A 25,513-nucleotide genomic window follows, 5' to 3' on the forward strand; every position below is an offset into this window, starting at 1 on the left:
ACGTTTATCCATCCTCAAAATAGATCACTTAATTATGCGGATTGGTATTAGAATTATTTTAACAACGAAAATTAGCTAGTCAGCTAAAAACTCTTTAAATACAGTTTCAAACTTGTGTAATTTAGGTGCTATTAAAATACTACAGTAACCCTGCTGTGGGTTTTCGTTGTAGTAATCTTGATGATAATGCTCCGCTGGGTAATATGTGGTAGCAGGGCTAACCTCTGTCACTATTGGCTCGCTAATATGGTTTTGTAACTGGGCTATCATCTCATTGGTTTTATTTAATTGCGCATCGTTGTGGTAATAAACAACACTTCTATACTGTGTGCCAATATCGTTACCTTGGCGATTTAATTGCGTGGCATCGTGTAACGTAAAAAACATGCTAAGCAGTGTTTCAAAGCTTACTACAGCGCTGTCAAATTCCAGTTGCACAACCTCAGCATGGCCTGTTGTACCAGAGCAGACCGATTTATACGTGGGGTTGTCGGTATTACCGCCGGTGTAACCTGAGCTTACGTTTAGTACACCTTTTACTCGTCTGAATGCAGCGTCTATACACCAAAAACAGCCTCCACCAAATGTTGCTAGTTGTGTTGATGTGCTCATAAGTTGTCCTAATTATGTATGTTACAGTATTAAGGCGAGCATAAATTGAATACGCCGTAACAGCAAGTTACGGCGCAGTGTAAGCTCAGTTAAATTTCTTCGCTGTCTTTGAGCGGGTGAGAGTCGGCTTGCTTATTTAATTTTTGCTGTAAAAATTCTGGCGACTGTGTGTTGCGGGCTAGGGCATAATACGCCGCAGGCACAACATAAAGCGTTAGCAATGTTGCTACAATAACCCCTGTAAATACCACCACACCAATTACCATGCGGCTCTCTGCGCCTGGGCCTGATGCCAATACTAAAGGCACTGCGCTCATTACCGTAGTCAGAGAGGTCATTATTATTGGGCGCAGGCGCTGAGTGGCCGCTTGCAAAATAGCCTCGCTAAATTCTACGCCTTTATCGCGCAGTTGGTTGGTAAATTCGACTATTAAAATACCATTTTTAGCGCTTAAACCTATCAGCATTACAATACCAATTTGGCTATAAATATTAAGCGTTAAGCCGGTTGCCCATAGGCCAAACATGGCGCCCATTAGGCCAAGTGGTACTGTTAGCATAATGACAAACGGGTGCATAAAGCTTTCAAATTGTGCAGCTAAAACTAAAAAGGTCACAGTTAGGGCAAGCACAAATACATAGGTCATGGCCGATGCGCCTTCGTAATATAATTGTGATTCACCTTTATAATCTACAGCGCCGTCAATGTCGTTTTCTTCTGCAGCTACTTTGTTTAAAAAGTTAAGTGCTTGTTCAAGTGTATAACCGTCCGCAAGATTAGCGCTTAGTGTGATGGCGCGCATTCGGTTATAACGGTTTAAGCGCGATGCTGTGGCCTCTTCTTTTAAGCTTATAAGGCTATCTAGTGGGACCAGCTCACCACTGCGTGATTTAAGGTAAATATTTGAAATATCAGTAGGGTTTGTAAAGTCTTGTTTAGTGCCTTTTAAAATTACATCGTATTCTTCACCACGGTCAATAAAGGTGGTAACACGGCGCTGTCCTAGCATGGTTTCAAGCGTGGTACCTACATCGGATACCGACACACCTAAATCGGCGGCTTTGTTTTTATCTATGCTGACTAAAAATTGTGGAAAGGTTTCTTTATAGTCGTGATCGATTCTTACCAAGCCTGGATTTTTTTCTGCGCGCTCTATAATGCGGTCGCGCCAATCAGCAAGTTGCTCGTAATCGTTACCTTGTAGTACAAACTCTATGGGGCGAGAGGAGCCGCCACCGTCAATACCACGGCGCATAATAGCAAAGGCACGTACATCTGTTACTTCGGTCATTTTGGCGCTTATTTCGTCCATAACTTCCCAGGTAGAGCGCTTGCGCTTATCCCAATCGGCCATGCCAACGATAGCAACACCACCACTGCCGCCCCAGCCCGGTACGCGTACTAAAACACGGCTTAATTCGCCAGCTTCTGAGTAAGGAAGCAGGCGCTCTTCTATTTTGGCCATGTTGGCTGCGTTATTTTCATAACTTGCGCCTTCAGGGCCGCTCATCATAATAAAAAAGGTACCGCGGTCTTCTTTTGGCGTAAGCTCAGAGGGCACTTGCAAAAACAACGAGTAGCTAACAAAACCAGCAAGTACTAGGCTTATCATTAAGCCCCATTTTTTGGTCATATTTGAGGTAAGCGATTGGCGGTAACTGTTTTCAACTTTGCTAAAAACACGGTCCATCCATTGGCTAAATTTACTTTCTTTTTCTGACGCTTTTAAAACTTTAGAGCACAGCGCCGGCGAGAGCGTAAGGGCAGTAATACTAGAGAAAAACACCGCGGCACTTACAGCCATTGCAAACTCTGTAAACAAAGCGCCAATTCGCCCATCCATAAATACTAAAGGCACAAACACCGAAATAAGCACAAGTGTTGTCGCAATAATTGCAAAGCCTACTTCGCGGGCGCCTCTAAAGGCCGCTAATAAAGGTGGTTCGCCAAGCTCAATCCGACGGTGAATATTTTCAAGCATTACAATGGCGTCATCTACGACCAGGCCAATTGCTAATACCAGCGCAAGTAAGGTTAATAAGTTGATTGAATAACCCATGGCAAGTAAAAACATAAAGCTGCCAACAAGTGCTACAGGCACCGTAACGGCGGGGATAAGCGTAGCGCGAATATTACCTAAAAAGATAAATATTATTAACACTACTAATCCCATAGAAATGGCAAGCGTGCTATATACTTCGTTGATTGACTCTTTAATAAAAATAGACGAGTCGTAGCTGTCTTGAATAGTGGTGCCCTCTGGCAAATTACGTTTTATTTTTTCAAGTTCACTGCGGGCGTTGTCTACCACTGTTAAGGTGTTTGCTTTAGCTTGCTTGACTATGCCAAGGCCAATCATGTTACGGCCGTTACCACGGAACAGGCTTTCATCGTCTGCGGCTTCTAAATGTACATCGGCAACTTCACCTAAACGTACAAGGTAGCCGTCTTCACCGCGTTTAATAACTAAGTTTTGAAAATCACGTTGGTCTTTATAGCTACGCGCTGTACGTACGGTAAAGTCGCGGTCGATAGATTCAATTTCACCTGCTGGAAGCTCTACGTTTTCGCTGCGTAGGGTGTTTTCGATATCACTTGAAGTGATCCCACGAGCGGCCATGGCTTGGCGGTTTAGCCAAATTTTCATGGCGTATTGGCGCTCACCACCAATACGTACATTTGAAACGCCATCTACAACGGCTAATCGGTCGACAATAAAGCGCTGTGCATAATCGCTCAATTGCAGCGAGTTCATGGTTTCACTGTTAAGTACAAACCAGGCTATAGGGCTCTCGTCGCTGTTTGACTTAGATACCTCTGGTGGGCGTACTTGCTCTGGTAGGTTATCTAGTGCGCGGGCAACTCGCTCTCGTACATCGTTTGAGGCTGCGTCAATATCACGGCTTATATCAAACTCAATAACGATATTAGAGCGCCCATTTCTGCTTGAAGAATTAATACTTTTAATGCCTTCAATACCCGATATCCGGTTTTCTAATATTTGCGTTATTTTTGTCTCGACTATTTCTGCCGAAGCACCAGTGTAGTCAGTACTAATACTGACAATAGGGGTTTCAATATCTGGGTATTCTCTAAGTGGTAGCATCGAAAAAGCCACCAAGCCAAATGTTAGCAGTAGTAAGTTAATTACTATGGCAAAAACAGGGCGTTTAACACTCGTATCTGTAATTTTCACCGATTAACCCTCAACACTTACTTTGCTACCAGGGCGAATTTTAATAATGCCTTCGGTAATCACTTGCTCGCCATCGCTAAGGCCTTCATCAATCGCTACCCAGCCGTTATTTCTGCCAGCAACATGCACTTCTACCTTGTTGGCAATACCCTCTTTTACTTGGTATACAAAATGTTTATCTTGCAGTGGGATCACGGCTTTTTCTGGCACCATAAGCGCCTGATTACTACTAAGCTCCAGAGCGGTGTTTAAAAGCATCCCAGGGCGTAATAACCCGGATTTATTAGCAAAGCTTGCGGTTACTTCTACACTGCGAGTAATCGAGTCGATACGAGAACTAATATGGGTCACTTTGCCGGTAAAGGTGCGCCCCGGGTAGGCATCGTTTTGAGTATGTACTTTCATGCCTAGGTTAAGTTGAGATAAATATTTTTCAGGGACTTTAAAGTCAACTTTTATAATACTAATATCATCAAGTGTTGTAATAATTGTATCGCTACTTACATAAGCACCAACCGACACTTCTCGTTTGCCTAATAAGCCAGAAAACGGCGCGGTAATTAGCATTTCATCAAGTTTGGTTTTAGCACTTTCTAGTTGGGCTTGCGTGGCATCTACGCGAGAAAGCTGCTCTTCTAATAATGATTTAGCGGTAGATTGCGTACGAGAAAGCTCAGTAAGGCGGCTTAACTGACGTTTTTCTTCTTTTAAGTTAATGCCTAGCTCTTTTACAGCGTATTGTTCTTGCTGATTTTGCAGCTGCACAAGGCGTTGGCCTTTACTTACTAAGTCGCCATCTTCAAAATATATGTGTGTAACATAATCGCTTTGTGCGCTTTTTATATAAATTGCTTGGTTTGCGCGTGCACTGCCTATGGCTTCAATCATAACGGTGTTTTCTTGAGACGATACCGTATGAGCCATTACCTGTGTGGGTGTATCACTTGAATTAGATTGTTCGCCATGGCTAGATGGCAAATATAAGTACACACTTAAAATAACAAGAAGCGTAATTAAAAATGGAAAAAGAGCTTTACCTGACTGTTTTGAATACATCGTTTTCATACCTGAAAATAAATTGTAAGTATTGTACGAAATAAGACCGTGAAAAGGCGGTTATGTGTCTCATAAATTTGTGCGTTAGGCGTAAAAATTTATGAGACTAATTACTTGTTCCTATTTAACACTAAAATTATGATAAAACGATGAAGCAACCACCGCAGTGTAAAACCTGTTTAACAATGAGAAAAATAATACTTTGGGGTATTGTTATGTTTTTATTTTATATGGTTTTTTACCAATATGGGTAAGCCAAGTTCAATAATAAAATACAGGGCGCAAGGGGCGCGCAATGGCATTGAAGTACTTACTGTAGGCAGCGTAGGTTTAGTATTTATTATGCTGTTTAATTTACTGCGCCCGGGTGAAATTAGCTTAATAGAAATTTTTTTAGTAAGCATGTGCATAGCTGCTATTTTTATTGGTTTTTTAAAAACACAGGAACCTTATTACAGTTTAGTGCTTAGTGAGTCCTTACTTGTGTATCAGCATAAGTATGGCCAGTGGCAGTTACATGTTAGTAACTTACACCACAGCGGTATTCCTAAGGTGGCTGACGGCCTTGAACACCTTGAATTAAACGCAGTAGGTTTAAAACTCAATGATATGGACGAATTTTTAAGCGCTATACACCCACGCATTGCCGGAAAACTACTGATAGAGCAGCGTAATTTATTTATGCAAGCTGTTCAAAAACATTGCAAAAATGGCAATTGCCCATCAGAATGGTTAATAGAAGAGACACAATACACCTCACCTAAAGGATTTAGCTATACTGGACTTATAGCTATGTTTGCTAACAGAGCCAAGCACCTTGAGTTGTTAACGGGATATAATTTACTGTTACCCGCAAGTGTATTAGAGACAGACATTTGGTCGTTCAGTGCCGATTTAAATAAATGGAAACGCGCACCTGAACGGTTTATAGCATCGCAAGTTGGACACTAAATGCGATAGTAGGAAAAATAATGAGCCAAGAAAGATCTTTTATAAAGAGTGGTCGCAATACCATCATCCATAAAGATAAAAAGCTTGATCTAGTCATTGTAAATGCAGAGCAGCACCCACGTATAAAGGTAACTCAAAATGGTTTGGAGCCATTTAAAGAGGAGCTACCTAAAAACCGGCGTGATGCCAAAGAGCGTTACCTTGAAATTGTTAATGTAAGTAGCGCTGATATTTTTGGTGAAGAAAAACAGCTGTTGTTTATTCAGGCGCTTGATGGGCGTGAATACAAAGTAGATTACTCAAAAATAGGCACTAAGCTGTTTGTGCGTATTCATCAAGATACGTATATGTAATACCAATCCACAATAATGCTTAATCATTTTGCGACACGTTTTCCAGCCTCAAAATGGAGCACTTAATTAAGCGAATTGGAATAACTCTAAATGGCACCTTTATTGCTAGTGATTACACTATAGTAATTATTTGACATTATAGGTGCGTTTTATGAAAGCGTTTGCTTTTACTCCCCTTATATCTTGTTTTTTATTGGCTGCCTGTGGCGGTGGAGGTGGCGGTAGTGAAGACTCTGCTGTTGAAACCTCGGTTAATGCCGGAATCGATCTACAAGTTGTAGAAAAAACAGAGTTTACAATCACCGCACAAGGCTCACCAGATGACGGTACCTTTACTTGGCAGCGCGTTAGCGGCCCATCTGTGGACGGCTTCCCGCTTGAAGGTGCAGAGCAAACAATTACTGCGCCCGATGTTAAAGCCGATAGTGAACTTGTACTATCTGTAAGCTATCAAACAGATAACGGCAGCTTAGTTAGTGACAACGTGAGCATATTTATTACCTCAAGTAATCAATTACCGCTTGCTGTTGTTAGTCAAACAGCCCCAGAAACACTGCCTTCAACCTATAACGACACCGTAACGTTAAGTGCTGAAGAGTCGAGCGACCCTGACGAAAATGGCCAAATTAATAGCTATCAGTGGCAATTAATTTCAGGCCCAGATTTAGATGTAACCGACTTTGACAACTCTACGGTAAGTTTTAGCCACCCGCTGCTTGAATCAAATACTAATTTAATATGGCAATTAAGCGTTACCGACGACGAGGGCGGCGAGGCAAGTACTGAATACAGTATGACATTAAATAAAACAGACGAGCTGGTTGTGGCCAATGCCGGAGATGGCCAAAACGTTGAAGAATTTGAGGAAGTGACCTTAGATGCAAGTGAAAGTGACACCCTAACAGATACGTTTTCATGTAGCTGGCAACAATTAACAGGCAATGCCGAAACGCTGGCAAATACTAGCCAATGTACCACGACATTTTTTGCCTCCGACGTTGATTTAGATACCACATTGAGCTTTGAAGTCACTGTTACTGATTATAAAGGGCGCACTGACACCGATACCGTATTTATTGATGTATCACCAAAAGCATTAGGGTTAATTAACGACAGTGGCCTAGGCGAGTGTTATAACAATACCCAGCGTATCAATTGCCAAAGTAGTGACTTTCCGGGTCAAGATGCAGAGCTTGGCCGAGACAGCTTTGCCAACCAACTCGATAAAGCAGGCCAAGGTAACCTTGCGTTTGACTACACTAAGCTAAATCAGTTTGCTGATGAAGTAGCGGATGATAGTGACGACTTTACTTGTATACGCGACAACGTAACGGGGCTTGTATGGGAAGTGAAAAGTGTAGAGTCAGGTACATTACCTAATACCACCTTACGCGATGGCCAAAATCATTACTTTTGGGATTTAGGCACGACAACCTTTACCGATACCAGTACTGCTAATACCACCTGTCCAGATGATACAAGCTGTGGTGTGCAAACCTATATAAATGAAGTGAACGACTTAGATTTTTGCGGCGGTACCAATTGGCGCTTACCAACTTACACTGAGCTGTTGAGCTTAATAGATTATGGCAAGCAGGGCGAAAACGTATTAATTGATGAAGCGTTTTTTCCAAATATGCCAGAAGCAGGCGCTATAGATGATGTGAATTTACCGTACTGGACATCACAAACTGCAGCCGATGGTACCAGCTTATCGCAAGCGTACATTATCGATATGAGCAACGGGAATGACTTAGCCTACCCGAAAGAAAAATACGCGTATGTACGTTTAGTCAGAAGCCGATAGGAGAAAATCATGAAAACATGCTTACTATTTTCAATGGCTGTATTTAGCGCAAGCTTTCAACTAGCCGCAGCGCAAACGTGTTACGACGGGGCGGATACAACAACACCAACCACTCGCTTCACTCTTAATGACGATGGCACAGTGTTAGATACAGAAACAGGCCTAATGTGGCAACGTTGTAGCTACGGACAAGTTTACGATAGCGACACTGAAACATGTACAGGCTCTTCTCCGTCACTTAATTGGCAAGAAGCACTCAGAGGTGCAGAAAACGACACCACTGCCGATTACGACGATTGGCAGGTTCCTAATATTAAAGAGCTTGCCAGTATTTTAGAGCACAGCTGCACCGAGCCAAGTATTAACGAAGAGGTGTTTTTAGGCACTAAATTGCAAAACTACTGGAGTAATACCTCAGGGGTAAGCACGATGAGCTCAGCATGGGTTTACCAGTTTGATAGCGGGCTTAATAGCTTACATGCTAAAACCAGTGACGTGTATTTACGTTTGGTGCGTTACGAAAACTAAGTAAAATAAAATAGCTAAGCACTTAGCTTTAATACAAAAGCGCCGCTAAATTTAGCGGCGCTTTTTTGTTTTACATAAATTTACGTTATTTCAATAATAAAGCGCATACAACGTTGTTACTTTGTCGTTTTTTTTGCCATTATAGGCCGAGTTTTAATGACGAAGGAACATTGCGGTGTATTTAAGCTACTTTGGCTTGAGCGAAAAGCCATTTTCGATCTCGCCCAACCCCCATTATTTATTTTTAAGCGAACGCCACAAAGAGGCACTTGCCCATTTAACCTATGGTTTAGGCGAAGATGGCGGGTTTGTATTACTAACCGGCGAAGTGGGAACAGGCAAAACCACCATTACCCGCAGTATGTTAGAGCAACTGCCAGAGAACACTCAAGTTGCAATGATCCATAATCCGGCGCTGTCGGAGCTTGAGCTTTTGGCCAGTATTTGTGATGAGCTAAACATTACTTACGATGCCCAAAATGCCACCCTTAAAAGTTTAACCGACATTATTAAGCAGCACCTAGAGGCTAATAACAAAGCGGGCGGGCACACAATTTTAATTATTGATGAAGCGCAGCTCCTTGCCCCCGATGTGCTTGAGCAATTACGACTATTAACTAACATAGAAACTGATCATAAAAAACTGCTACAAATAGTCTTAGTGGGTCAACCAGAGCTTCAGGCATTATTAAAACGTACTGAGCTTAGGCAGTTAGCGCAGCGAATTACAGCACGGTATCACTTATTACCGCTCACCCAAGGGCAAACAGTTGCGTATATAAAGCATCGTTTACATATTGCCGGGTGTGATAAAGGCGTGTTTTCGCTCGATGCGATGCAAGCTGTACATCAGTTAACTGGCGGTATTCCACGCTTAATGAATTTAGTCTGTGAGCGCGCGTTAGTCGGGGCTTTTTCTAAGCAGCAGCTTATTGTTGATAGTGATATTATAAAACAATCAGCCCAAGAATCACTGCCTATGGACTTTGTGGCTGCGCAGAATAATGCGCCTAAATCCACTGGCCGTGTTTATTATTACTTAGCATTTGCTGCTCTGTTTGCAGTAGGTGTTGGCATGTCGTTTATTATATAGTTAGGTAATTTATGTCTTATTTATTAGATGCATTAAAGCAATCTCAACAAGCAGATATGAGCGCCGAGCAATATGATTTGCAGTCAGCGCAGTTAAAGCAGCAGCAAGCACTTACGCGCTATAAAAAAATGGTGTGGCTACTTGGCGGCGCAATTGCAGCATTTATTGCAATAGCGGGTGGCTTTACAGCGGGTAAGTGGTTTCAAAGCAGCGCACTATTAAAAACAAGCCAGCCGGTTGACGTTGTTAGCACTGATAGCAAAAAACAAGCAGTAACAGATGAGCCAACTACAGCGCAAAATAAAGCCGAAAAGCCTGTAACATCACCGTCTTCAGAGGCTGAAAAAAATAGTAATAAAGCAACGATTGAAGGGCAGTTGGTGTATGTACAAACACCTACCGGGGTACAAAAAATGTTGCTTACCCCACAAGGGCAGTATATCCCTATTAATGATAATCCGGCGCAGCAGCAACCAGGTTACAATGTGCAAACCCCTATAAATGCTAACGGGTATAATCAAAATGCGTTTAATCAGCAAACTTACAATGCACAGCTACCTAATACGCAAAGCTATAATCCACTTGCTTATAATGCACACGGCCAAAACACGCAATTTATGCAGCCGCAAGCACAAAATACAAGCTCAGCAGGTTTAGATATGAGCAAGTACAAAGTGCTTGGAAAACCACTGAATGGTGAAAATACGCCCCACACGCAAGCGCCGCAAAGTAGTCCGGAGCTTGATGCTGTACCGAGTAAATTAAAAGATGCCTTTGCACAAGCGATAAAAGACTCGCAGCAAGAACAAGATTATGAAGTAACGCAGGCCTCTCGCAGTTCATCTCGAGTTAAACCGGTTGAGCTATTACCAGATGGCTTACAAGCCATGCTGCCAAGCATTAAATACCAAGCACATATATACTCTTCAAGTGCAGATAAACGCTGGATAAAGCTTAATGGGAGAGAGCTACACGAAGGGGAGAGCATTGGGGCACTAACAGTGCGCGAAATTACCCCAGAGCAAAGTGTACTTGATTTTGATGGTTATGAATTCAGTATTAAAGCTTTGCAGGATTGGCCGCAATAAAGCGCAGCTAATAAAGTAAGGCCGCAAAACTGCGGCTTTACTTTTTAACTCAGGGTAAAATAGCGTTTTTGTAAAAGCGCTCTAAATCAATGTTGTAGTCGGTCGGCTTAACAGTTGATTCGAGCTTGTCAGCTGTTTTTTTATTTGCCAAGTTTATATCTTGCATTTCCGTGTAGCGACCGTGTTTAGCACTATAAAATGTTTTAACCACCGGCTTTAAAGGTGTTTCAGGGTTACTCTGTGTAACCAAGCCTACTTTTTGGCTAGATAAGCGCACCAAGGTGCCTACTGGGTGAATGCCAATACATTGGATAAACTTAGTAAGTAGCTCACCATCAAAGCTATCAGGGCAACCATCTTTTAAAATTTTAAACGCTTTTATAGGCTCCATACCTGCTTTATATACCCGCTCTGCCGTAAGTGCATCATATACATCTACAATTGACGCCATACGTACGTATTGGCTTATCTCATCGCCTTTTTTGGCAAACGGATAGCCTTTTCCGTCTAACCGCTCATGGTGTAGGCCGGCAATATCTACAGCAATCCCCGTTAATCCTGCTTCTTCCAAAATTTGCTTAGAATACAGAGCATGGTTTTGCATAATTTTAAATTCGTCATCACTAAAGCGGCCCGGTTTATTGAGCACTTTGTCAGGAATTTTAATTTTTCCTATGTCATGCAACAAAGCACCTGTAGTGAGCTCTACAATAATGTCGCGTTCTATGCCTAAGTGCTTTGCAAAAATACCCATTAAAATAGAAACGTTGATAGAGTGCTCTAATAAGTAAGCATCTTTTTGACGCATTTGGGTTAAGCAGGCTAGGGCATCTTGGTTTCTAAAAATAGAGTCCATAAAGCCACTGGCAAGCTCTTTAAAAGGCGCTATGTCTATATCTCTACCCGCTTTTATATCGCCAAAGGCCTTTTGTTGAAGTGTTTTAGCTTCGTCGTAGAGCTTTTTAGCTTTGCCCATTTCTTGTTCGCTACTATGAACTTTAAGCCAAGGGTCGCGTTTTTTAATCTCAGCCTTAGGCGCTGGGGCTTGGGTGTCGGGCTCGGGTGTAGTTAATGTTTTATCTGGATCTATCTCTATTTCTAAAATGCCCGCTTTTTTGAGCTTATCGATACTCGTCTGAGTTTTAACCCAGCCTTGGTTTTTAATTTTAATGCGCCCAGTTTGTTTTGTAACACTTTGAACAAACATGCCAGGCTGTAATTGCGAAATAGAGATGACTTTCAATTTTTTTGCTTCTGTAATGGGTCTTTGTTTAAATTAGCATCATTATACGTTTCAATATAAAAAAAAAGGCACTTTTTAAGTGCCTTTTTTTACATTTTTAGTTAATTAGTATTGGATGGGCTATTCGTCATCTTCTACTAGGGTCATCAGTGAAGTATTACCACCAGATGCGGTAGTATCTATACTGATCGTTTTTTCAGTAATTAAGCGCTTAATTAACGTATCGTAATACTCTGAAGTAATTACTGGTAAAATAGCGCCTTTACGCTGTGCAAGTTGTTGGCTGAAGTAACCTAAACGAGACGAACGTGCAGCAACCACCGCACCCGCTAAGTGAGGGTGAGCCAAAATAGCTTGTAGCTGATTAGGTTTTGCAACCTGGAACACGCCCTCAGCAACGCCTGTGGCAATAAACTTATCTTTAAAGGCTACCGCTTCGTCGTAAAATAGCTCTGATGCTACCGTAATTACTGTATTACCTGCAGCAAGTGCTGTAATGATTGAAAGCGCCCAAAAGTTAAATGACGTGCTTTTATCTGCATAACATACTACACAACCACGTGCTTCAAGGTGCAAGGTGTTTGATTCACCAGTAGGCCCAGGCAAAGTAGTAAACTTACGCATATGTTTTTCTAAACGGTTAAGTTGTGCACGCGCTTCTGAAAGCGTTAATGCCAAATCGTCCGCTAGGTCATCAATAATTTCGACCGTTGCTACTTTAGCAAGCAACTGACGAACAGCCGATACACGGTCATTTAACGGTGTTGCACGCCAAATTTTCTCATCGCGCATTGAGTTAGCCATCAGCTTTTCAACTTGCTCGTTTGCACCGCTGTAATGGTGTAAATCAAGCTCATCTGGCGTTAGGTTAGTCATTTGCACGTTATCAGGTGATGCTTTCTCTTTTACTAAACGCTGCAGGTAGTTAGGGCCACCGGCTTTAGGGCCAGTACCAGATAAACCACGGCCACCAAATGGTTGCACACCTACAATGGCACCAATCATGTTGCGGTTTACATATACGTTACCCGCACGCGACATTTTAGCTAGGTACTCACAACGCTCTTCAATACGTGAGTGAACACCCATTGTTAAGCCGTAACCTGTGTTGTTAATTTGGTCAATCACGTTGTCGATATCATTCGCTTTAAAGCGAACAATGTGCACACATGGACCAAATACTTCACGTTTAAGTACTGATAAATCTTCGATTTCGTATAAACGAGGGGCAAAAAAGTAGGCGCCATTTTCGGTGTTATCAGGGATCTTACACTCGTAATGAAGTGTTGCATTACCTTTTAAGTATTCAACATGATCATTTAGCGTTTTAAGGGCTTTTTCATCAATTACTGGGCCTACATCGGTAGAAAGTAATGACGGGTCGCCAATATGCAGCTCGGCGAGTGCGCCTTTAAGCATTTCAATAATGCCATCGGCTACATCTTCTTGTATAAATAATACACGCAGTGCTGAACAACGCTGGCCTGCACTTTGGAAACCTGAGCTTATTACATCATCAACAACTTGCTCTGGCAGCGCTGTTGAATCCACAATCATACAGTTTTGGCCACCGGTTTCTGCAATTAACGGTACTTGAATATCGTTACGCGCAGCCAGTGTTTGTGAAATCAGTGTGCCTGTTTCTGTAGAACCGGTAAACATAACTGCCTGAATGCGCTCATCAGGTACAATTGTTTTACCTACCTCAGAACCACGGGCAATTACCGGCTGTACTACATGCTCTGGTAAGCCAACCGAAAGCATTAACTCAATAGCGCGAAGTGCGATTAAGCTTGTTTGCTCTGCAGGTTTTGCAATAACAGTATTACCAGTCACTATCGCAGCGGCCACCTGACCTAAGAAAATAGCAAGCGGGAAGTTCCACGGGCTAATACATAAAATTACACCGCGTGCTTCAAAGCGCTCATCGCTTGCAAGTTCTTCTGCACGTGCCGCGTAATAACGACAAAAATCAACGGCTTCACGTACTTCGTCAATACCATCTTGCGTAATTTTACCGGCTTCTTTAATACATATAGCGACGAGCTCATCGTGGTGACGCTCTAGAATATCTGCCACGCGGCGTAATAAATTAGCACGCTCTTTTACAGATGTTTGCGACCATGACTCAAACGCCGCTTCTGCATTGGCCAAAATGTCTTTCATCTCATCGCCAGATTGCAGTTTAACGTGGCCGATGATTTCGTTGTGATTAGCTGGGTTTTTAACCGCTAATGCGCCTTCAGGTACTTGGCTTTGATCAATTAAATGCTCGTTAAACCAGCTTTCAAGGTTTTCTTTGAATGGCGTAATTACATTAATATCGGTTAAGTCCATGCCTTTAGAGTTAGCACGTTCGTTGCCGTATAAATCGATTGGCATTTTAATTTGCGTATTGTACTTATTACGTAAACCTTGCAGTGTTTCTACTGGATCAGGTAATAGCGACTCAACTGGTTTAGTGGTATCTACAATGGCGTTTACAAACGATGAGTTAGCGCCATTTTCTAGTAAACGACGTACTAAGTAGGCAAGTAGGTCTTCGTGCTGGCCAACGGGTGCATAAACACGGCATTGAATTTTTTCTTCATTTACGATTTGGTCAAATAAAGATTCGCCCATACCGTGTAAACGCTGGAATTCAAATCCGGTGTTATCGCCTTTAGCAACTTCTAAAATAGTGGCTGCAGTGTAAGCGTTGTGTGTTGCAAATTGCGGGTACAGTACATCGCGTGCTTCTAGCATTCTAATAGCACAAGCTTTGTAAGATACATCGGTAGTTGCTTTACGCGTGAATACTGGGTAGTGCTCTAAACCATCTTGTTGCGTGGTTTTAATTTCTGTATCCCAGTAGGCACCTTTTACAAGGCGAACCATCATTTTACGGCCTACACGAGTAGCAAGTTCAGTTACCCATTCAATAACAAAAATAGCGCGCTTTTGGTATGCTTGTACGGCTAAACCAAAACCTTGCCAGTTACCTAAATCTTCATCGCTAAATACCGCTTCTATAACATCTAGAGAAATATCTAAGCGGTCAGCTTCTTCAGCATCAACTGTAAAGCCAATGTCGTATTTTTTAGCAGCAAGCGCGAGCTCTTTCAGTTTAGGTACAATTTCGGCCATTACGCGGTCTTTATGCGTAAACTCATAGCGTGGATGAATAGCAGAAAGTTTAACTGAAATACCAGGGCTTTTAACTGGGCCACGGCCATTTGCCGCTTTACCAATTGCATGGATTGCGTTCATGTAGCTGTCGAAGTAACGCTTGGCATCTTTCATTGTGCGCGCGCCTTCGCCTAACATGTCGTATGAGTAAACGTAGCCTTTTTGCTCTTTTTCAGCAGCGCGTTCAATGGCTTCGTCAATGGTGCGACCCATAACGAACTGCTTACCCATAATTTTCATGGCAAAGTTTACAGACTTGCGAATCACAGGCTCGCCTAAACGACCTATGGTCTTTTTAAGCATACCAAATTGCTGTTCTTTGGTTTTATCTGTGTAGTTAACCATTTTACCGGTTACTAATAATCCCCACGAAGAAGCATTAACAAATAAAGAATCGCTGCTTCCTAAATGAGAACTCCAATCACCTTTAGCAAGCTTGTCACGAATTAACGTATCTTGCGTGGCTTTGTCTGGTACGCGAAGTAGGGCTTCGGCCAAACACATTAACACTACACCTTCCTCACTAGAGAGTGAGAATTCATTTAAAAGTGCGTCTACACCGCTTTGACCGTCTTGATCTTTTCGAATGTTTAAAACAATCTGGCGAGCTCTTTCCCATGCACGGCTTCGTGCTTTAACACCCACTTCTGCAAGTGGTAAAATATGATCAATAACAGCATTTTCATCAATGCGGTAAAAATCACGAATTTTCTGTCTTGTAGGACAGGTTGTTGTCAAATCGCCATTGAATAACATAAGCAACCCTTAGGAATGTTAATATGTAAATAGTAGAACAAAATTTATGTGCTTGGGCTGTTGAGCTAAAGCAACTTTGCTACCAATAAATTACCAGTGATGTAATGCGTGCATTCTAATTAAATTTCAGCAGAATATGCTGGTTAAATTTCACGATTTACGATAATTTACAGGGCATATTTTCAACTTATCCGTATAAAATTCTGTATGACAAGTCCAAATAGATTACGCCTGCTTGATCGTATCGATTTAGCAATATTAGACGTTCTTCAAAAGAACGGCAGAATTTCTAATGTTAACCTAGCAAAACAGGTTAATTTAAGTCCTAGTCCATGCCTTGACCGTGTAAAACGTTTAGAGCAAGAAGGCTATATAGAAGGGTACTTTGCAAAGCTTAGCGAACAAAAGCTGAATCAGAGCTTAGTAGCGCATGTGCAAGTATCGCTGGTGACATCTAACACGGCTGTTTTTAAAGTATTTAAAGAGCATATACTTAAAATTGAGCAAGTTGTAGAGTGCGATATGGTAGCGGGAGGGTACGACTACCTGCTAAAAATTAGGGTCTCGGATATGGATGAGTATAGACAGGTGCTAGGAGACTTGGTCGATATTCCGGGCGTAGGTACTCACCATACTTACATGGTAATAGAAAAAATTAAGCAGGATCCTGGTTTACGTTTGGATGTTTAAAAACCAAATGCTTATTGCAATACATTACACACACATTAAAAAAGCACCTAAGGGTGCTTTTTTAATGATTAGCCAGCGGCTATTAAACTTAGTTAATCAAGGATTAGGTTAATTAAGCCCACCCTTCGTAGCGCTTACGGCGCGAAAGTACAACGGTAAGTATAATACCTAAAAACAAACCTATAAAAGCAATAGCGCCACCATAAGTAAGTAGTTGGCGTTTTTCTTTTGCAGTGGCAGCTTGTTTTTGAGCACGTTCTTGCTCAAGTGTTGTTTGCAGCTCAGTAATTTGTTGATTAAGCAATTTGTTTTGATTAGTTAAGCTTTGATTATGTTCTTGTAACTGAGGTAGCTCAATTTGTGCTTGGCGTAGTTTGTTTTGCACTGTGCTCATTTCGCTACTGAGTGTTTGATACTGCTGATGAAGCCCTGGTGTTTGCGATATAAATTTAGACTCAACCCAACCTTCACGGTCTTTATCGTCTTTTATTTTTATAAAGCCGTTTTCTTCTTTTGATAGCACGGTTAATTTAGTACCCGCATCTACAGAGCCAAGTAAGCGGTAGTTTTTACCTGCGCCAGAGCGCATAAAGGTATATAGATTATCGATTATATAAGCTGAATTTGCATCTGATGAATTGGCTGTTTGAGCTTCTTGTGCTTGGCTTATAAACGAGGTGGCTGTTAAAAGTAGCCCTAGTAAACAGTGTTTTAGCATTTATCTACCTTGTTAGTCTATCCGTGTCCGTTGTGGTTGTGATTGAGATTTTCACATAAGTAGTGAGATAGTATGGATTAAACGCGTTAATAGCAAGGTTGATATTGTAACCCAGTGCGGGCGTTGCTCAGCCAAAAAGGTTAAAAAATTTGCAAAATGAGGTGGCTTTGTTTATTTTGAGCACTTATTTATTTTAAAGGTAATCCTCAACCCTAATGGATACTGAGATAGAACTGAAGTTTTTGGTATCAGATGCCGTTGTTCCACTGATCCCCTCGCTAATCACACAATTTGCTAAAACGGTTATTAATAAACCTTCACGTAGTTTGCAAAATGCTTATTACGATACCCCAAGTAGAGAGCTAAGAGCCCTTGATATAGGTTTTAGAACCCGCTGTGCCGACAGTAAATGCGAACAAACAATAAAGCTTGCTGGCGAAGTTGTGGGTGGGCTACACCAACGTCCTGAATACAACTTACCAATTGAATCAAGCCGTCCTGATTTATTAGCATTTAATAATGCTATTTGGCCTCATGGTATGCAAGTAAATGCTATTAGCGATAATTTATATCCTATTTTTAGCACTAACTTTATTCGTCGTACTTGGTTAATAGAAACCCCAAATGGCGCAAAAATTGAAGTCGTGCTAGATAAAGGCGAAATAGCTGCATCAGGTAAGGTTGATATTATTAGCGAACTAGAAATAGAGCTTGTTGAGGGCAACAGAGACGAGCTATTTGCTTTGGCAGATAAACTTGTTAGCCAAAACTGTATTCGTTTAGGGCTTTATTCAAAAGCAGCTAGAGGCTACCGACTAGCCGATGAAACACCGCTTAAACCAAGTAAGTCTATTGGGTTTGTAAAATTAAAAAAACAAGCAACTCAAGAGCAAGCACTAATAGAGGCCATGAACTTTGGTATTCGTTTTGTGCAAAAGCATGAGCAGTGTTACTTTGACAAACCAAGTTTAAAAACGCTCAAACGTGTGACTGATGGCATTAGCTTAATTAGGCATAATTTTTGGCTGTTTGACGATATTGTAAGTAAAGACAGTACTGAGCAATTAAGAACAGAGTTAAAGTGGCTGTTAAGTGAATTAGCTTGGGTTGAAAATGCAATTCAGCTAAAAACTTATACATCTAAACGCCATGCATTTTATAAAAAAATAAATGCAGCGCCTGCATTAGCGCAAGTTATTAACGATTTAAAAGAGCTACAGCCAAGCATTGATGATATTAATGCTTTGTTTCAAAGCGCGCGATACAATCGTTTATTGCTGTCGTTGACTACTTGGTTGGTAGATAAACAATGGCGTAAGTTTTGGGGGCAAACTCAACTACAGGCAGCAGAGCAGCCAGTAGCTAAAATTGCAAAACGTTTATTTAATAAAGATTGGCAAAATTTAGATAAGTTACTTCCTAAAGAGCAAACGCTTACAGCACAAGATTATTTAAGCTTACGCACCCAACTAGAAAACAGCTTATTAAGCGGTAATTGCTTAGGGTCATTGTTTGACAAAGAAGAGCGCTTAGAATTTAGACTGCCGTGGCTAGATATTTCTCATGGTATGTACGAGCTCAGCACGCTGGAATATTTAAAGCAGCTTTGTGGCGGGCAAGAAGACGAGCAATTGGCTAAAATTCAACAGTGGCTAGATCAAAAGTCAGATTACTTAGTCAGTGCAATGGAGCAAAGCCGTTTAGCGTCTTTTGATATAGAGCCGTACTGGCAGTAATATATTTAAGCAGGTGTGTGTATGGGCACCTGCTTTAATCTTTTTGTTGAAACTTTCTTAAACCTCCTAAATTAAATAACCTCTTAATTTCTACGTAATAAAAATGGTGCGTTAGTCACTCGTTAACTATGCTTATAGTCATAAACCTACAACGGTAAGACTAATATGAAGTGTAGTGTTGTTTTGCTTTTTTTATTCAATAGTATGGGTGTCTATGCTCAAACCTTTACTTTTGGTGTAGTTCCGCAATATGAGCCTCAAAAACTCACTGCAATATGGCAGCCCTTTCTTAATAAAGTAACCGAAAAAACAGGCGTGCAACTACAGCTTGTTACCGTGGAATCAATCCCGGTTTTTGAGCAAGGTTTTGCAGATGGCGATTACGATTTTGCTTATATGAACCCATGGCATAGTGTGATTGCTTACGACAAGCAAGGCTATTTACCTATAGTGAAAGATGCTGCGCGCCATTTGCAAGGCGTATTAGTGGTCAATAAAAACAGTAATATTGAATCCGTTAAGCAGCTTGAAGGCGCCGAAATTGCTTTTCCTGCGCCTAATGCGTTAGGCGCTTCTTTATTAATGCGGGCGGAGCTTGCCCTATTGTATGGCTTAACAATAAAGCCTGTGTATGTAAAAACGCACTCATCTGTTTATTTAAATGTGGCACTTAACGCAACGCCTGCCGGCGGCGGGGTGATGGGCACATTAAAGCAACAGCCTCAAAATTTGCAGCAAAAGCTAAAAGTTATTTACAAAACGCGGAAGGTTAGCCGCCACCCCATTGTGGTTCACCCTAGAGTAAATAATCAGGTACAAACGCAAGTTCAACAAGCAATTATAGAAATAGGGAGCGACCCTAAACAAAAACACTTACTAGCGGGTATTCCTATTATTAACCCAAGTAAAGCAAGCATTGACGATTATAAACAATTAACGCAATGGGGTTTACGCTCGTTTTATGTTGAAAATTAACTGGTGGCGCAGCCTAAGGGTTCAAAGCTTTATTGCGGTAATGGCATTTGGCTTTTTATTAATATGCTTATTTATTTTTTACGCTTTGCCAGAGCAAGCTAGGTGGGTAAACGATGGCCTTTCTAGCGCAGCGCAGCGCTCTTTACAGCAACTATCCACATCAATAAAAACCCCTTTATTAACGCGTCAATACGCACAGCTGTATGAGCAAATAGACGCGCAACTTAATACAAACCCTAATTGGAAAGCAATTAGGGTAGTAGAGCCTTCTACAGGTAATCAGTTATATCCCTTAGATGAGTGGCAGCTGTTAGCGCAGCAGGGCAATGTTACGTTAAATGAGCATATTACTTTTTTAGATAAACCTTTGGCTGAAATAACGTTAGTCGTTAATTTTGAAGACGAAATAAACGAAGCGGCCAAGCTACATTACACATTAATTTATATTCAGTTTTTTATACTTGTGGTGTTTTTTATTGGCTTAGCTTGGTTGGTCGATTATAGAATTACCAGCCCTTTACGGGCGCTCGAAGTCGCCTTTTCTAAACTGGCTAAAGGGAACTTTGATTGCCACGTTAGCGTTCAGCAAAAAAATGAGATTGGCAGCGTCATAAATGCATTTAATAAAATGGCCGGTGAGGTTGCTACTAATCATCAAAAAGTAAACGCACTGAGAATTCAAGCCGAGTCGGCCAGTAAGGCTAAGTCTGACTTTATGGCGAGTATGAGCCATGAGCTTAGAACGCCGTTAAATGCGATTTTAGGGTTAGCGCAGCTTTATCAATATGACAGTAAAGCAACCGAGGTACACAAAGACAATGCGCAAAGTATTTACCAAGCTGGGGAGCATTTACTTTTACTAATAAACGACGTGCTAGATTTAACTTCTATTGAGTCGGGGAATATGCAGTTTAATTTTGAATATGCCCCCGTGAAAGACATGCTACAGCATAGTATTGAAATGGTGAGCGAACTTGCCAGAGTTGAGCTTGTTACTATAAATACTCACAATATTGACTCCCTTGAAGGTATTTACTTATATGTAGATAAGCGCCGTTTTAAACAGGTGCTGCTTAATTTACTTTCCAACGCAATAAAATATAACAAAGTGCGAGGTAAAATAGATATACGCTGTGAGATTGCTGATTCAAGCCGCTGTAATATTGATATTGAAGATACAGGGTGCGGTTTTTCAGAAGATGATATTTTAAGGCTTTTTAAACCCTTTGATAGACTAGGGGCAGAGACCAGTAAAACACATGGTACGGGCATAGGTTTAGTTATTACTAAAGAGCTTGTAGAGCGTATGCAAGGGCAGCTACAAGTAAATAGCCAAATAAATAAAGGCGCGTGCTTTACCATTAGCTTTAATAGTTTTAAAGAAAGCGCTTTAACCACTATACAAGCTGATGAACCGATAAATCATCCCAGCAGTGAGCCCGCAGGCTCAGCCATAGGTAAACTCCCAGTATTAAATGTGCTGGTGGCAGAAGATCAACTGACTAATCAGCAGGTTTTAAAGCAGCAACTGACCATGCTTGGTGTTAATTCAACGTTTGCAAATAATGGCGAACAGGCCTGGCAAATGCTCCAAGATAATTGTTTTGATATGCTACTTACCGATATTCAAATGCCGTTGTTAAATGGCCTTGAGTTGGCTAAAAAAATCCGAAAAAACACACAATTCAATGAGCTAATAATTATTGCTGTTACAGCCAATATAATGGAAAAAAACATACAAGATTGTTACAGCGCTGGGTTGAACGGTTTTTTAACTAAACCGATAGAGCTTGAAAGCCTAAAAGCACTGCTGATGAAGCACTCTCAAGGCATTGTTCCTTCGCATACACAGCCGCTGCAAATTACAGCGCAAGCAAGCTCTATGTACAGTCAATTAGATATGCCTTTATTGTTTTCGATGTTAGGAAAAGATACGCATGTACATTGTTTAGTCTTTCAGGCGTTTTTACAAACCGCTTATGAGCAAGTTAAATTAATTGAAGCGTATACACATAGTTTAAACTACGCCGATTTATCTTTTCAGGCGCATGGTTTAAAGTCATCTGCTAAATCGGTTGCAGCGTTAAAGTTAAGTGACATTTGCCAGCAGATAGAAAGCTTAGCCGCTCAAAATAAGGTCGATGAAGCGTTATTATTTGCACTACAAACAGGGTTTAATGAAGTGGTTACACAGTTAAAAGTGTACTGTAATAAACATGAGGCATCTTCTTAATGCCTCATGTAATGGCCCTTTTAATTAATATTTAGCGGCCTGCCCTTTAGCGGGTAGGGAGCTTAAAATGAAGTCGCGTAAATCGTTATTTGAAAGCTTAAGATCTTCATGTCGTAGGTACATCATATGGCCGCTGCGGTACCCTTTAAAGCTTAACCTTTCTTTCATTTTACCACTTGGGTCAAGCTGCCATAACGTGTATTTAGCATCAAAGTAATTTGTTGCGCCATCGTAGTAACCCGCTTGAATCATGACGTTTAAATACGGGTTTTGCGCCATCGCTAAACGTAAGTTTTCGCCGGTATTATTTTTACTACGATCCCATGGGTGAACATTGCCAAATAAGTTGTATTTAACATCCGTTTTATAGTTGAGCTCTTCACGCAGGTAATAGTTAATTGCAGGCGTAAATGAGTGCAGCCAAGAGGTAAGCTCAGCCCAGTAATCAGGTGATTCGCCAGCATCGCGTTTATCAATACCTAAATAGCGCGAATCTAGACGTCCGACAGTTTGTCCACGCTCACGTAAAAGTTCTTTCCAAAAAAATCGAGTGGGAATATCTAAGTTGTTTTGCGCTACAAACTGCTCTGAAAGGCCTGCATATTCGGCCATCTTCTTTATTATTTGGCGTTTTTTATCGGCATCGATAAAGCCACCTTTCGCGAGGGCAGGAATAAGCTCATTAATAGTGAACTGTTCTACTTCGGGTAAAAGTTCATTGAGATCTTTTTCTTGCAAGTTTTTATTCAGTGCTTTGTGATACCACGCAGTTGCAGCAAAATAAGGTAAGCGATTAGCCGCTTTTATAGGACCGTCGCGTTTTATACCAATATCGGTCGGCGATACTAATACCACCCCATTGATGTACATCCATTGACTGTTTTGCAGTTCATGGGCAAGGCCTGATACGCGAGTAGTGCCGTAGCTTTCTCCAATTAAAAACTTAGGTGAGCGCCAGCGCTCGTTTCGGTTAACAAAGGTATTTAGCCATTCAGCTAAGTATTTTATGTCGGCATTGACACCAAAAAAGTGCTCTTTTTGTTGCTCTTTCGAAAGCATTTCACCTTTGGCGTTTTCTACTACGCGTGAATAACCTGTATTTACCGGATTTACATAAACAATATCTGCTACATCTAATACTGAGTAGGGGTTATCTTTTACGCCATAAGGCTGAATGGGGTAGCCTTCGTCATCAATTTTTAATACGCGTGGGCCAGTATAGGCTAAGTGCATCCATACAGATGCAGAGCCAGGACCGCCATTAAACGATATTAGTAATGGGCGAGCTGCGGTGTTATCGACTTTATCTCGTGTGTAATAGGTATATTGTAATGTGGCAATGGCATCGCCATTATCACTCCACACCGGCTGAGTGCCTGTTTTAACTGTGTAGCTAAAGCGTTCACCATTAATTTTAGCTTTATGCTTAGTGACTACGTGGCTATCAATGTCTATTTTTCGTTGGTTTTCTGCTGTTGCAGTACTGCTAAGTAATACGATGGCAAGCGCTAAGGTGTAACGAGTTAATTGGACAAGCTTCATTGTCGTTCCTTATTTTTGTTTAGATGCTATTTAAAATAAAAAACACACAAATAACAAAAGTATTGAGATTAATGGTCGATAATACTGGTTAAGTCTAAACTTATACACGGCGTGTTTGTTTATTTAGGGTTAATTTATCCTAGCGTGTTTAGCTTAGCTAAAAAATCAAGTATATTTGGTCGACTTTGTATTTGAATTAAATACAAGCCTTGCGCTTACATTAATGGACTTAGCCTACTTACTGGCTACATAAACAGAACTTTACTGGATGTTTTTCATAGCTTGTCGCTTCAGTGCAAGTTTAAGTACGTAAAATAACAAGATTAAAGAGAAGTTTATGCAAAGAGTATTAGTGGTTGAAGACAGTAAAGTAGTGCAGCAGGTGCTACGCCACTTAACGGCTCAATATTTAGATGTCGCTGTCGATTTCGCATGGTCATTAAATGAATGCCAAGACTATATTGAGAAACATAAATACTCGCTGGCTTTAGTTGATTTAACTTTGCCTGATGCACCTAATGGCGAGGTGGCTAAATTTACACTTTCACACGCCATTCCTACTGTGGTACTTACCTCAAAAATTGATGAATATAAGCGCCAACAAATGCTAGAGCTTGGTGTTATTGATTACGTAATTAAAGACAATCGCGATTCATACCATTACGCTATCAAGTTAGTGGCTCAGCTTCTGAGAAATCAAGGCTGTAAGGCGTTGGTTGCTGATGATTCGGTGTTAAGCCGCTCCTTAATGAAGCAAATGCTAGAAAAGCAATTATTTGATGTAACCGATGCGCAAGACGGTCAGCAAGCACTCGAAATAATAAAAAGTAACCCTAATATAAAATTGCTCATGACCGATTATGCGATGCCATTAATGGATGGCTTTGAATTGGTTAAAGCGGTGCGTAATTTTAGAGGGCGCGATGATTTGGCCATCATTGGGCTTTCGGGGGCAGGTAAACATGGGTTATCGGCTCGGTTTATTAAATACGGTGCCAACGACTTTTTAACAAAGCCATTTATGAATGAAGAGTTTCATTGTCGTGTTATGCAAACAATGGAGCAGTTGTCACTGATTGCGGATATTAAAGAAAGTGCTTACAGAGACTATTTAACGGGTATGTATAACCGCCGTTATTTTTACCAATATGCAGAGCAACTATTAAAAAAACAACAGCAAAATACGCTTGCATTACTCGATATAGATTTTTTCAAAAATATTAATGACACCTTAGGCCACGAAGCGGGCGATCAGGCACTAAAGCAGGTAGCCACGTTAATTAAAACTACGTTTTCTAAGTTTACCGTTGCGCGGGTGGGCGGCGAAGAGTTTGCCATTATATTAGATGATATAGACACGGCGCGTGGGCGAGAGTACTTAGAAGGCTTTAGAAAAAAACTCGCTAAACATGAGTTTTTAATCGATGAAAAACCGTTTTCTATCACCATCAGTATTGGTGTTGCTGATTTTCAAAACACTGATTTAACACAAGCCATGCGCATCGCTGATGCTGCCCTTTACGAAGCCAAAAACAATGGCCGAAACTGTGTTGTGTAAATATAAAAAATAACACTAATTACAAGCTAGTAGGGCGTCACTTTTGGAGATGCACCAATGTAGCTAAGTTGTTAAAAAAGCGCACCTTGATGGTGCGTTTTTTTTGTTTTAAATTTACTGTTTATACTTATCTCTTTGATATTAAATGTTTTTTAATAGTGGCACAAAGGTTGGATTATGTAAGCCAACAGGATAACAATAAAGCGTCC

The 25,513-nt window shown here is 41.0% G+C and carries 18 protein-coding genes; 11 read left to right on the forward strand and 7 right to left on the reverse strand.

Annotated features, from left to right (window positions below; genetic code table 11):
• Positions 1-75: 75 nt before the first annotated feature.
• From msrA to AN395_RS12400, 3 genes are all read right to left on the reverse strand, one after another.
• A complete protein-coding gene (gene msrA, locus AN395_RS12390; protein ID WP_054983187.1) occupies positions 76-612 on the reverse strand; it encodes a peptide-methionine (S)-S-oxide reductase MsrA in 537 nt (178 codons plus the stop codon).
• Between the two features lie 89 nt (positions 613-701).
• Positions 702-3,809 (reverse strand): efflux RND transporter permease subunit, encoded by a 3,108-nt coding sequence (locus AN395_RS12395; protein ID WP_054983188.1) that lies wholly within the window; start codon positions 3,807-3,809, stop codon positions 702-704.
• A 3-nt stretch (positions 3,810-3,812) separates the two neighbouring features.
• On the reverse strand, positions 3,813-4,865 hold the full coding sequence (locus AN395_RS12400) for an efflux RND transporter periplasmic adaptor subunit (RefSeq protein ID WP_054983189.1): 1,053 nt from the start codon (positions 4,863-4,865) through the stop codon (positions 3,813-3,815).
• Between the two features lie 246 nt (positions 4,866-5,111).
• On the opposite strand from AN395_RS12400, the gene AN395_RS12405 reads away from it, so the two are divergent.
• From AN395_RS12405 to AN395_RS12430, 6 genes are all read left to right on the forward strand, one after another.
• Positions 5,112-5,816 carry a DUF2982 domain-containing protein gene (locus AN395_RS12405; RefSeq protein WP_004587177.1) on the forward strand — a complete coding sequence of 235 codons (705 nt, stop codon included), beginning with the start codon at positions 5,112-5,114 and terminating at the stop codon, positions 5,814-5,816.
• A gap of 20 nt (positions 5,817-5,836) precedes the next feature.
• A complete protein-coding gene (locus AN395_RS12410) occupies positions 5,837-6,169 on the forward strand; it encodes a hypothetical protein (protein ID WP_054983190.1) in 333 nt (110 codons plus the stop codon).
• Between the two features lie 151 nt (positions 6,170-6,320).
• Complete coding sequence (locus tag AN395_RS12415; protein WP_054983191.1) at positions 6,321-7,976, forward strand: DUF1566 domain-containing protein; 1,656 nt, start codon at positions 6,321-6,323, stop codon at positions 7,974-7,976.
• Between the two features lie 9 nt (positions 7,977-7,985).
• The gene (locus AN395_RS12420) at positions 7,986-8,504 is read left to right on the forward strand and encodes a DUF1566 domain-containing protein (protein ID WP_054983192.1); all 519 of its coding nucleotides are present in this window, start codon (positions 7,986-7,988) and stop codon (positions 8,502-8,504) included.
• 175 nt (positions 8,505-8,679) lie between these two features.
• A complete protein-coding gene (locus AN395_RS12425; protein WP_024034318.1) occupies positions 8,680-9,597 on the forward strand; it encodes an ExeA family protein in 918 nt (305 codons plus the stop codon).
• Between the two features lie 11 nt (positions 9,598-9,608).
• On the forward strand, positions 9,609-10,685 hold the full coding sequence (locus tag AN395_RS12430) for a general secretion pathway protein GspB (RefSeq protein ID WP_054983193.1): 1,077 nt from the start codon (positions 9,609-9,611) through the stop codon (positions 10,683-10,685).
• Positions 10,686-10,734: 49 nt separating this feature from the next.
• On the opposite strand, the gene AN395_RS12435 is transcribed toward AN395_RS12430, so the two are convergent.
• Both AN395_RS12435 and putA read right to left on the reverse strand, forming a co-directional pair.
• Positions 10,735-11,928, reverse strand: a complete 1,194-nt coding sequence (locus AN395_RS12435; protein ID WP_054983194.1) for an HD-GYP domain-containing protein — start codon at positions 11,926-11,928, stop codon at positions 10,735-10,737.
• A gap of 120 nt (positions 11,929-12,048) precedes the next feature.
• Positions 12,049-15,852: a bifunctional proline dehydrogenase/L-glutamate gamma-semialdehyde dehydrogenase PutA gene (gene putA / locus AN395_RS12440; protein WP_054983195.1), complete on the reverse strand. Its 3,804-nt coding sequence runs from the start codon at positions 15,850-15,852 to the stop codon at positions 12,049-12,051.
• 207 nt (positions 15,853-16,059) lie between these two features.
• Between putA and AN395_RS12445 the strand changes: the two genes are divergently transcribed.
• The gene (locus tag AN395_RS12445; RefSeq protein ID WP_004587169.1) at positions 16,060-16,542 is read left to right on the forward strand and encodes a winged helix-turn-helix transcriptional regulator; all 483 of its coding nucleotides are present in this window, start codon (positions 16,060-16,062) and stop codon (positions 16,540-16,542) included.
• A 112-nt stretch (positions 16,543-16,654) separates the two neighbouring features.
• Here the strand turns inward: AN395_RS12445 and AN395_RS12450 are convergent, their stop codons facing one another.
• On the reverse strand, positions 16,655-17,260 hold the full coding sequence (locus AN395_RS12450) for a TIGR04211 family SH3 domain-containing protein (RefSeq protein WP_054983196.1): 606 nt from the start codon (positions 17,258-17,260) through the stop codon (positions 16,655-16,657).
• Positions 17,261-17,475: 215 nt separating this feature from the next.
• Here AN395_RS12450 and AN395_RS12455 point away from each other — a divergent pair, with 215 nt between their 5' ends.
• From AN395_RS12455 to AN395_RS12465, 3 genes are all read left to right on the forward strand, one after another.
• Positions 17,476-18,996, forward strand: a complete 1,521-nt coding sequence (locus AN395_RS12455) for a CYTH and CHAD domain-containing protein (RefSeq protein WP_024034312.1) — start codon at positions 17,476-17,478, stop codon at positions 18,994-18,996.
• Between the two features lie 165 nt (positions 18,997-19,161).
• On the forward strand, positions 19,162-19,971 hold the full coding sequence (locus AN395_RS12460; RefSeq protein ID WP_054983197.1) for a phosphate/phosphite/phosphonate ABC transporter substrate-binding protein: 810 nt from the start codon (positions 19,162-19,164) through the stop codon (positions 19,969-19,971).
• A complete protein-coding gene (locus tag AN395_RS12465) occupies positions 19,958-22,204 on the forward strand; it encodes an ATP-binding protein (protein WP_054983198.1) in 2,247 nt (748 codons plus the stop codon). The genes AN395_RS12460 and AN395_RS12465 overlap by 14 nt, the downstream gene beginning before the upstream one ends.
• 24 nt (positions 22,205-22,228) lie before the next feature.
• Here the strand turns inward: AN395_RS12465 and AN395_RS12470 are convergent, their stop codons facing one another.
• Positions 22,229-23,746, reverse strand: a complete 1,518-nt coding sequence (locus AN395_RS12470) for a S10 family peptidase (protein WP_054983199.1) — start codon at positions 23,744-23,746, stop codon at positions 22,229-22,231.
• A gap of 337 nt (positions 23,747-24,083) precedes the next feature.
• On the opposite strand from AN395_RS12470, the gene AN395_RS12475 reads away from it, so the two are divergent.
• Entirely contained in the window at positions 24,084-25,304 is a 1,221-nt protein-coding gene (locus AN395_RS12475) for a response regulator (RefSeq protein ID WP_029773860.1), read from the forward strand.
• Positions 25,305-25,513 lie beyond the last annotated feature (209 nt).

This window comes from Pseudoalteromonas sp. P1-30 (genome assembly GCF_001400005.1).
GTDB lineage: Bacteria > Pseudomonadota > Gammaproteobacteria > Enterobacterales > Alteromonadaceae > Pseudoalteromonas > Pseudoalteromonas atlantica.

What these genes read in the sequence shown, in the direction of transcription:
- msrA (WP_054983187.1), bottom strand. Translation starts at nt 612, where the DNA reads ATGAGCACATCAACACAACTAGCAACATTTGGTGGAGGCTGTTTTTGG.
- AN395_RS12400 (WP_054983189.1), bottom strand. Translation starts at nt 4,865, where the DNA reads ATGTATTCAAAACAGTCAGGTAAAGCTCTTTTTCCATTTTTAATTACG.
- AN395_RS12405 (WP_004587177.1), top strand. Translation starts at nt 5,112, where the DNA reads ATGGGTAAGCCAAGTTCAATAATAAAATACAGGGCGCAAGGGGCGCGC.
- AN395_RS12410 (WP_054983190.1), top strand. Translation starts at nt 5,837, where the DNA reads ATGAGCCAAGAAAGATCTTTTATAAAGAGTGGTCGCAATACCATCATC.
- AN395_RS12415 (WP_054983191.1), top strand. Translation starts at nt 6,321, where the DNA reads ATGAAAGCGTTTGCTTTTACTCCCCTTATATCTTGTTTTTTATTGGCT.
- AN395_RS12420 (WP_054983192.1), top strand. Translation starts at nt 7,986, where the DNA reads ATGAAAACATGCTTACTATTTTCAATGGCTGTATTTAGCGCAAGCTTT.
- AN395_RS12430 (WP_054983193.1), top strand. Translation starts at nt 9,609, where the DNA reads ATGTCTTATTTATTAGATGCATTAAAGCAATCTCAACAAGCAGATATG.
- putA (WP_054983195.1), bottom strand. Translation starts at nt 15,852, where the DNA reads ATGTTATTCAATGGCGATTTGACAACAACCTGTCCTACAAGACAGAAA.
- AN395_RS12445 (WP_004587169.1), top strand. Translation starts at nt 16,060, where the DNA reads ATGACAAGTCCAAATAGATTACGCCTGCTTGATCGTATCGATTTAGCA.
- AN395_RS12450 (WP_054983196.1), bottom strand. Translation starts at nt 17,260, where the DNA reads ATGCTAAAACACTGTTTACTAGGGCTACTTTTAACAGCCACCTCGTTT.
- AN395_RS12455 (WP_024034312.1), top strand. Translation starts at nt 17,476, where the DNA reads ATGGATACTGAGATAGAACTGAAGTTTTTGGTATCAGATGCCGTTGTT.
- AN395_RS12460 (WP_054983197.1), top strand. Translation starts at nt 19,162, where the DNA reads ATGAAGTGTAGTGTTGTTTTGCTTTTTTTATTCAATAGTATGGGTGTC.
- AN395_RS12465 (WP_054983198.1), top strand. Translation starts at nt 19,958, where the DNA reads ATGTTGAAAATTAACTGGTGGCGCAGCCTAAGGGTTCAAAGCTTTATT.
- AN395_RS12470 (WP_054983199.1), bottom strand. Translation starts at nt 23,746, where the DNA reads ATGAAGCTTGTCCAATTAACTCGTTACACCTTAGCGCTTGCCATCGTA.
- AN395_RS12475 (WP_029773860.1), top strand. Translation starts at nt 24,084, where the DNA reads ATGCAAAGAGTATTAGTGGTTGAAGACAGTAAAGTAGTGCAGCAGGTG.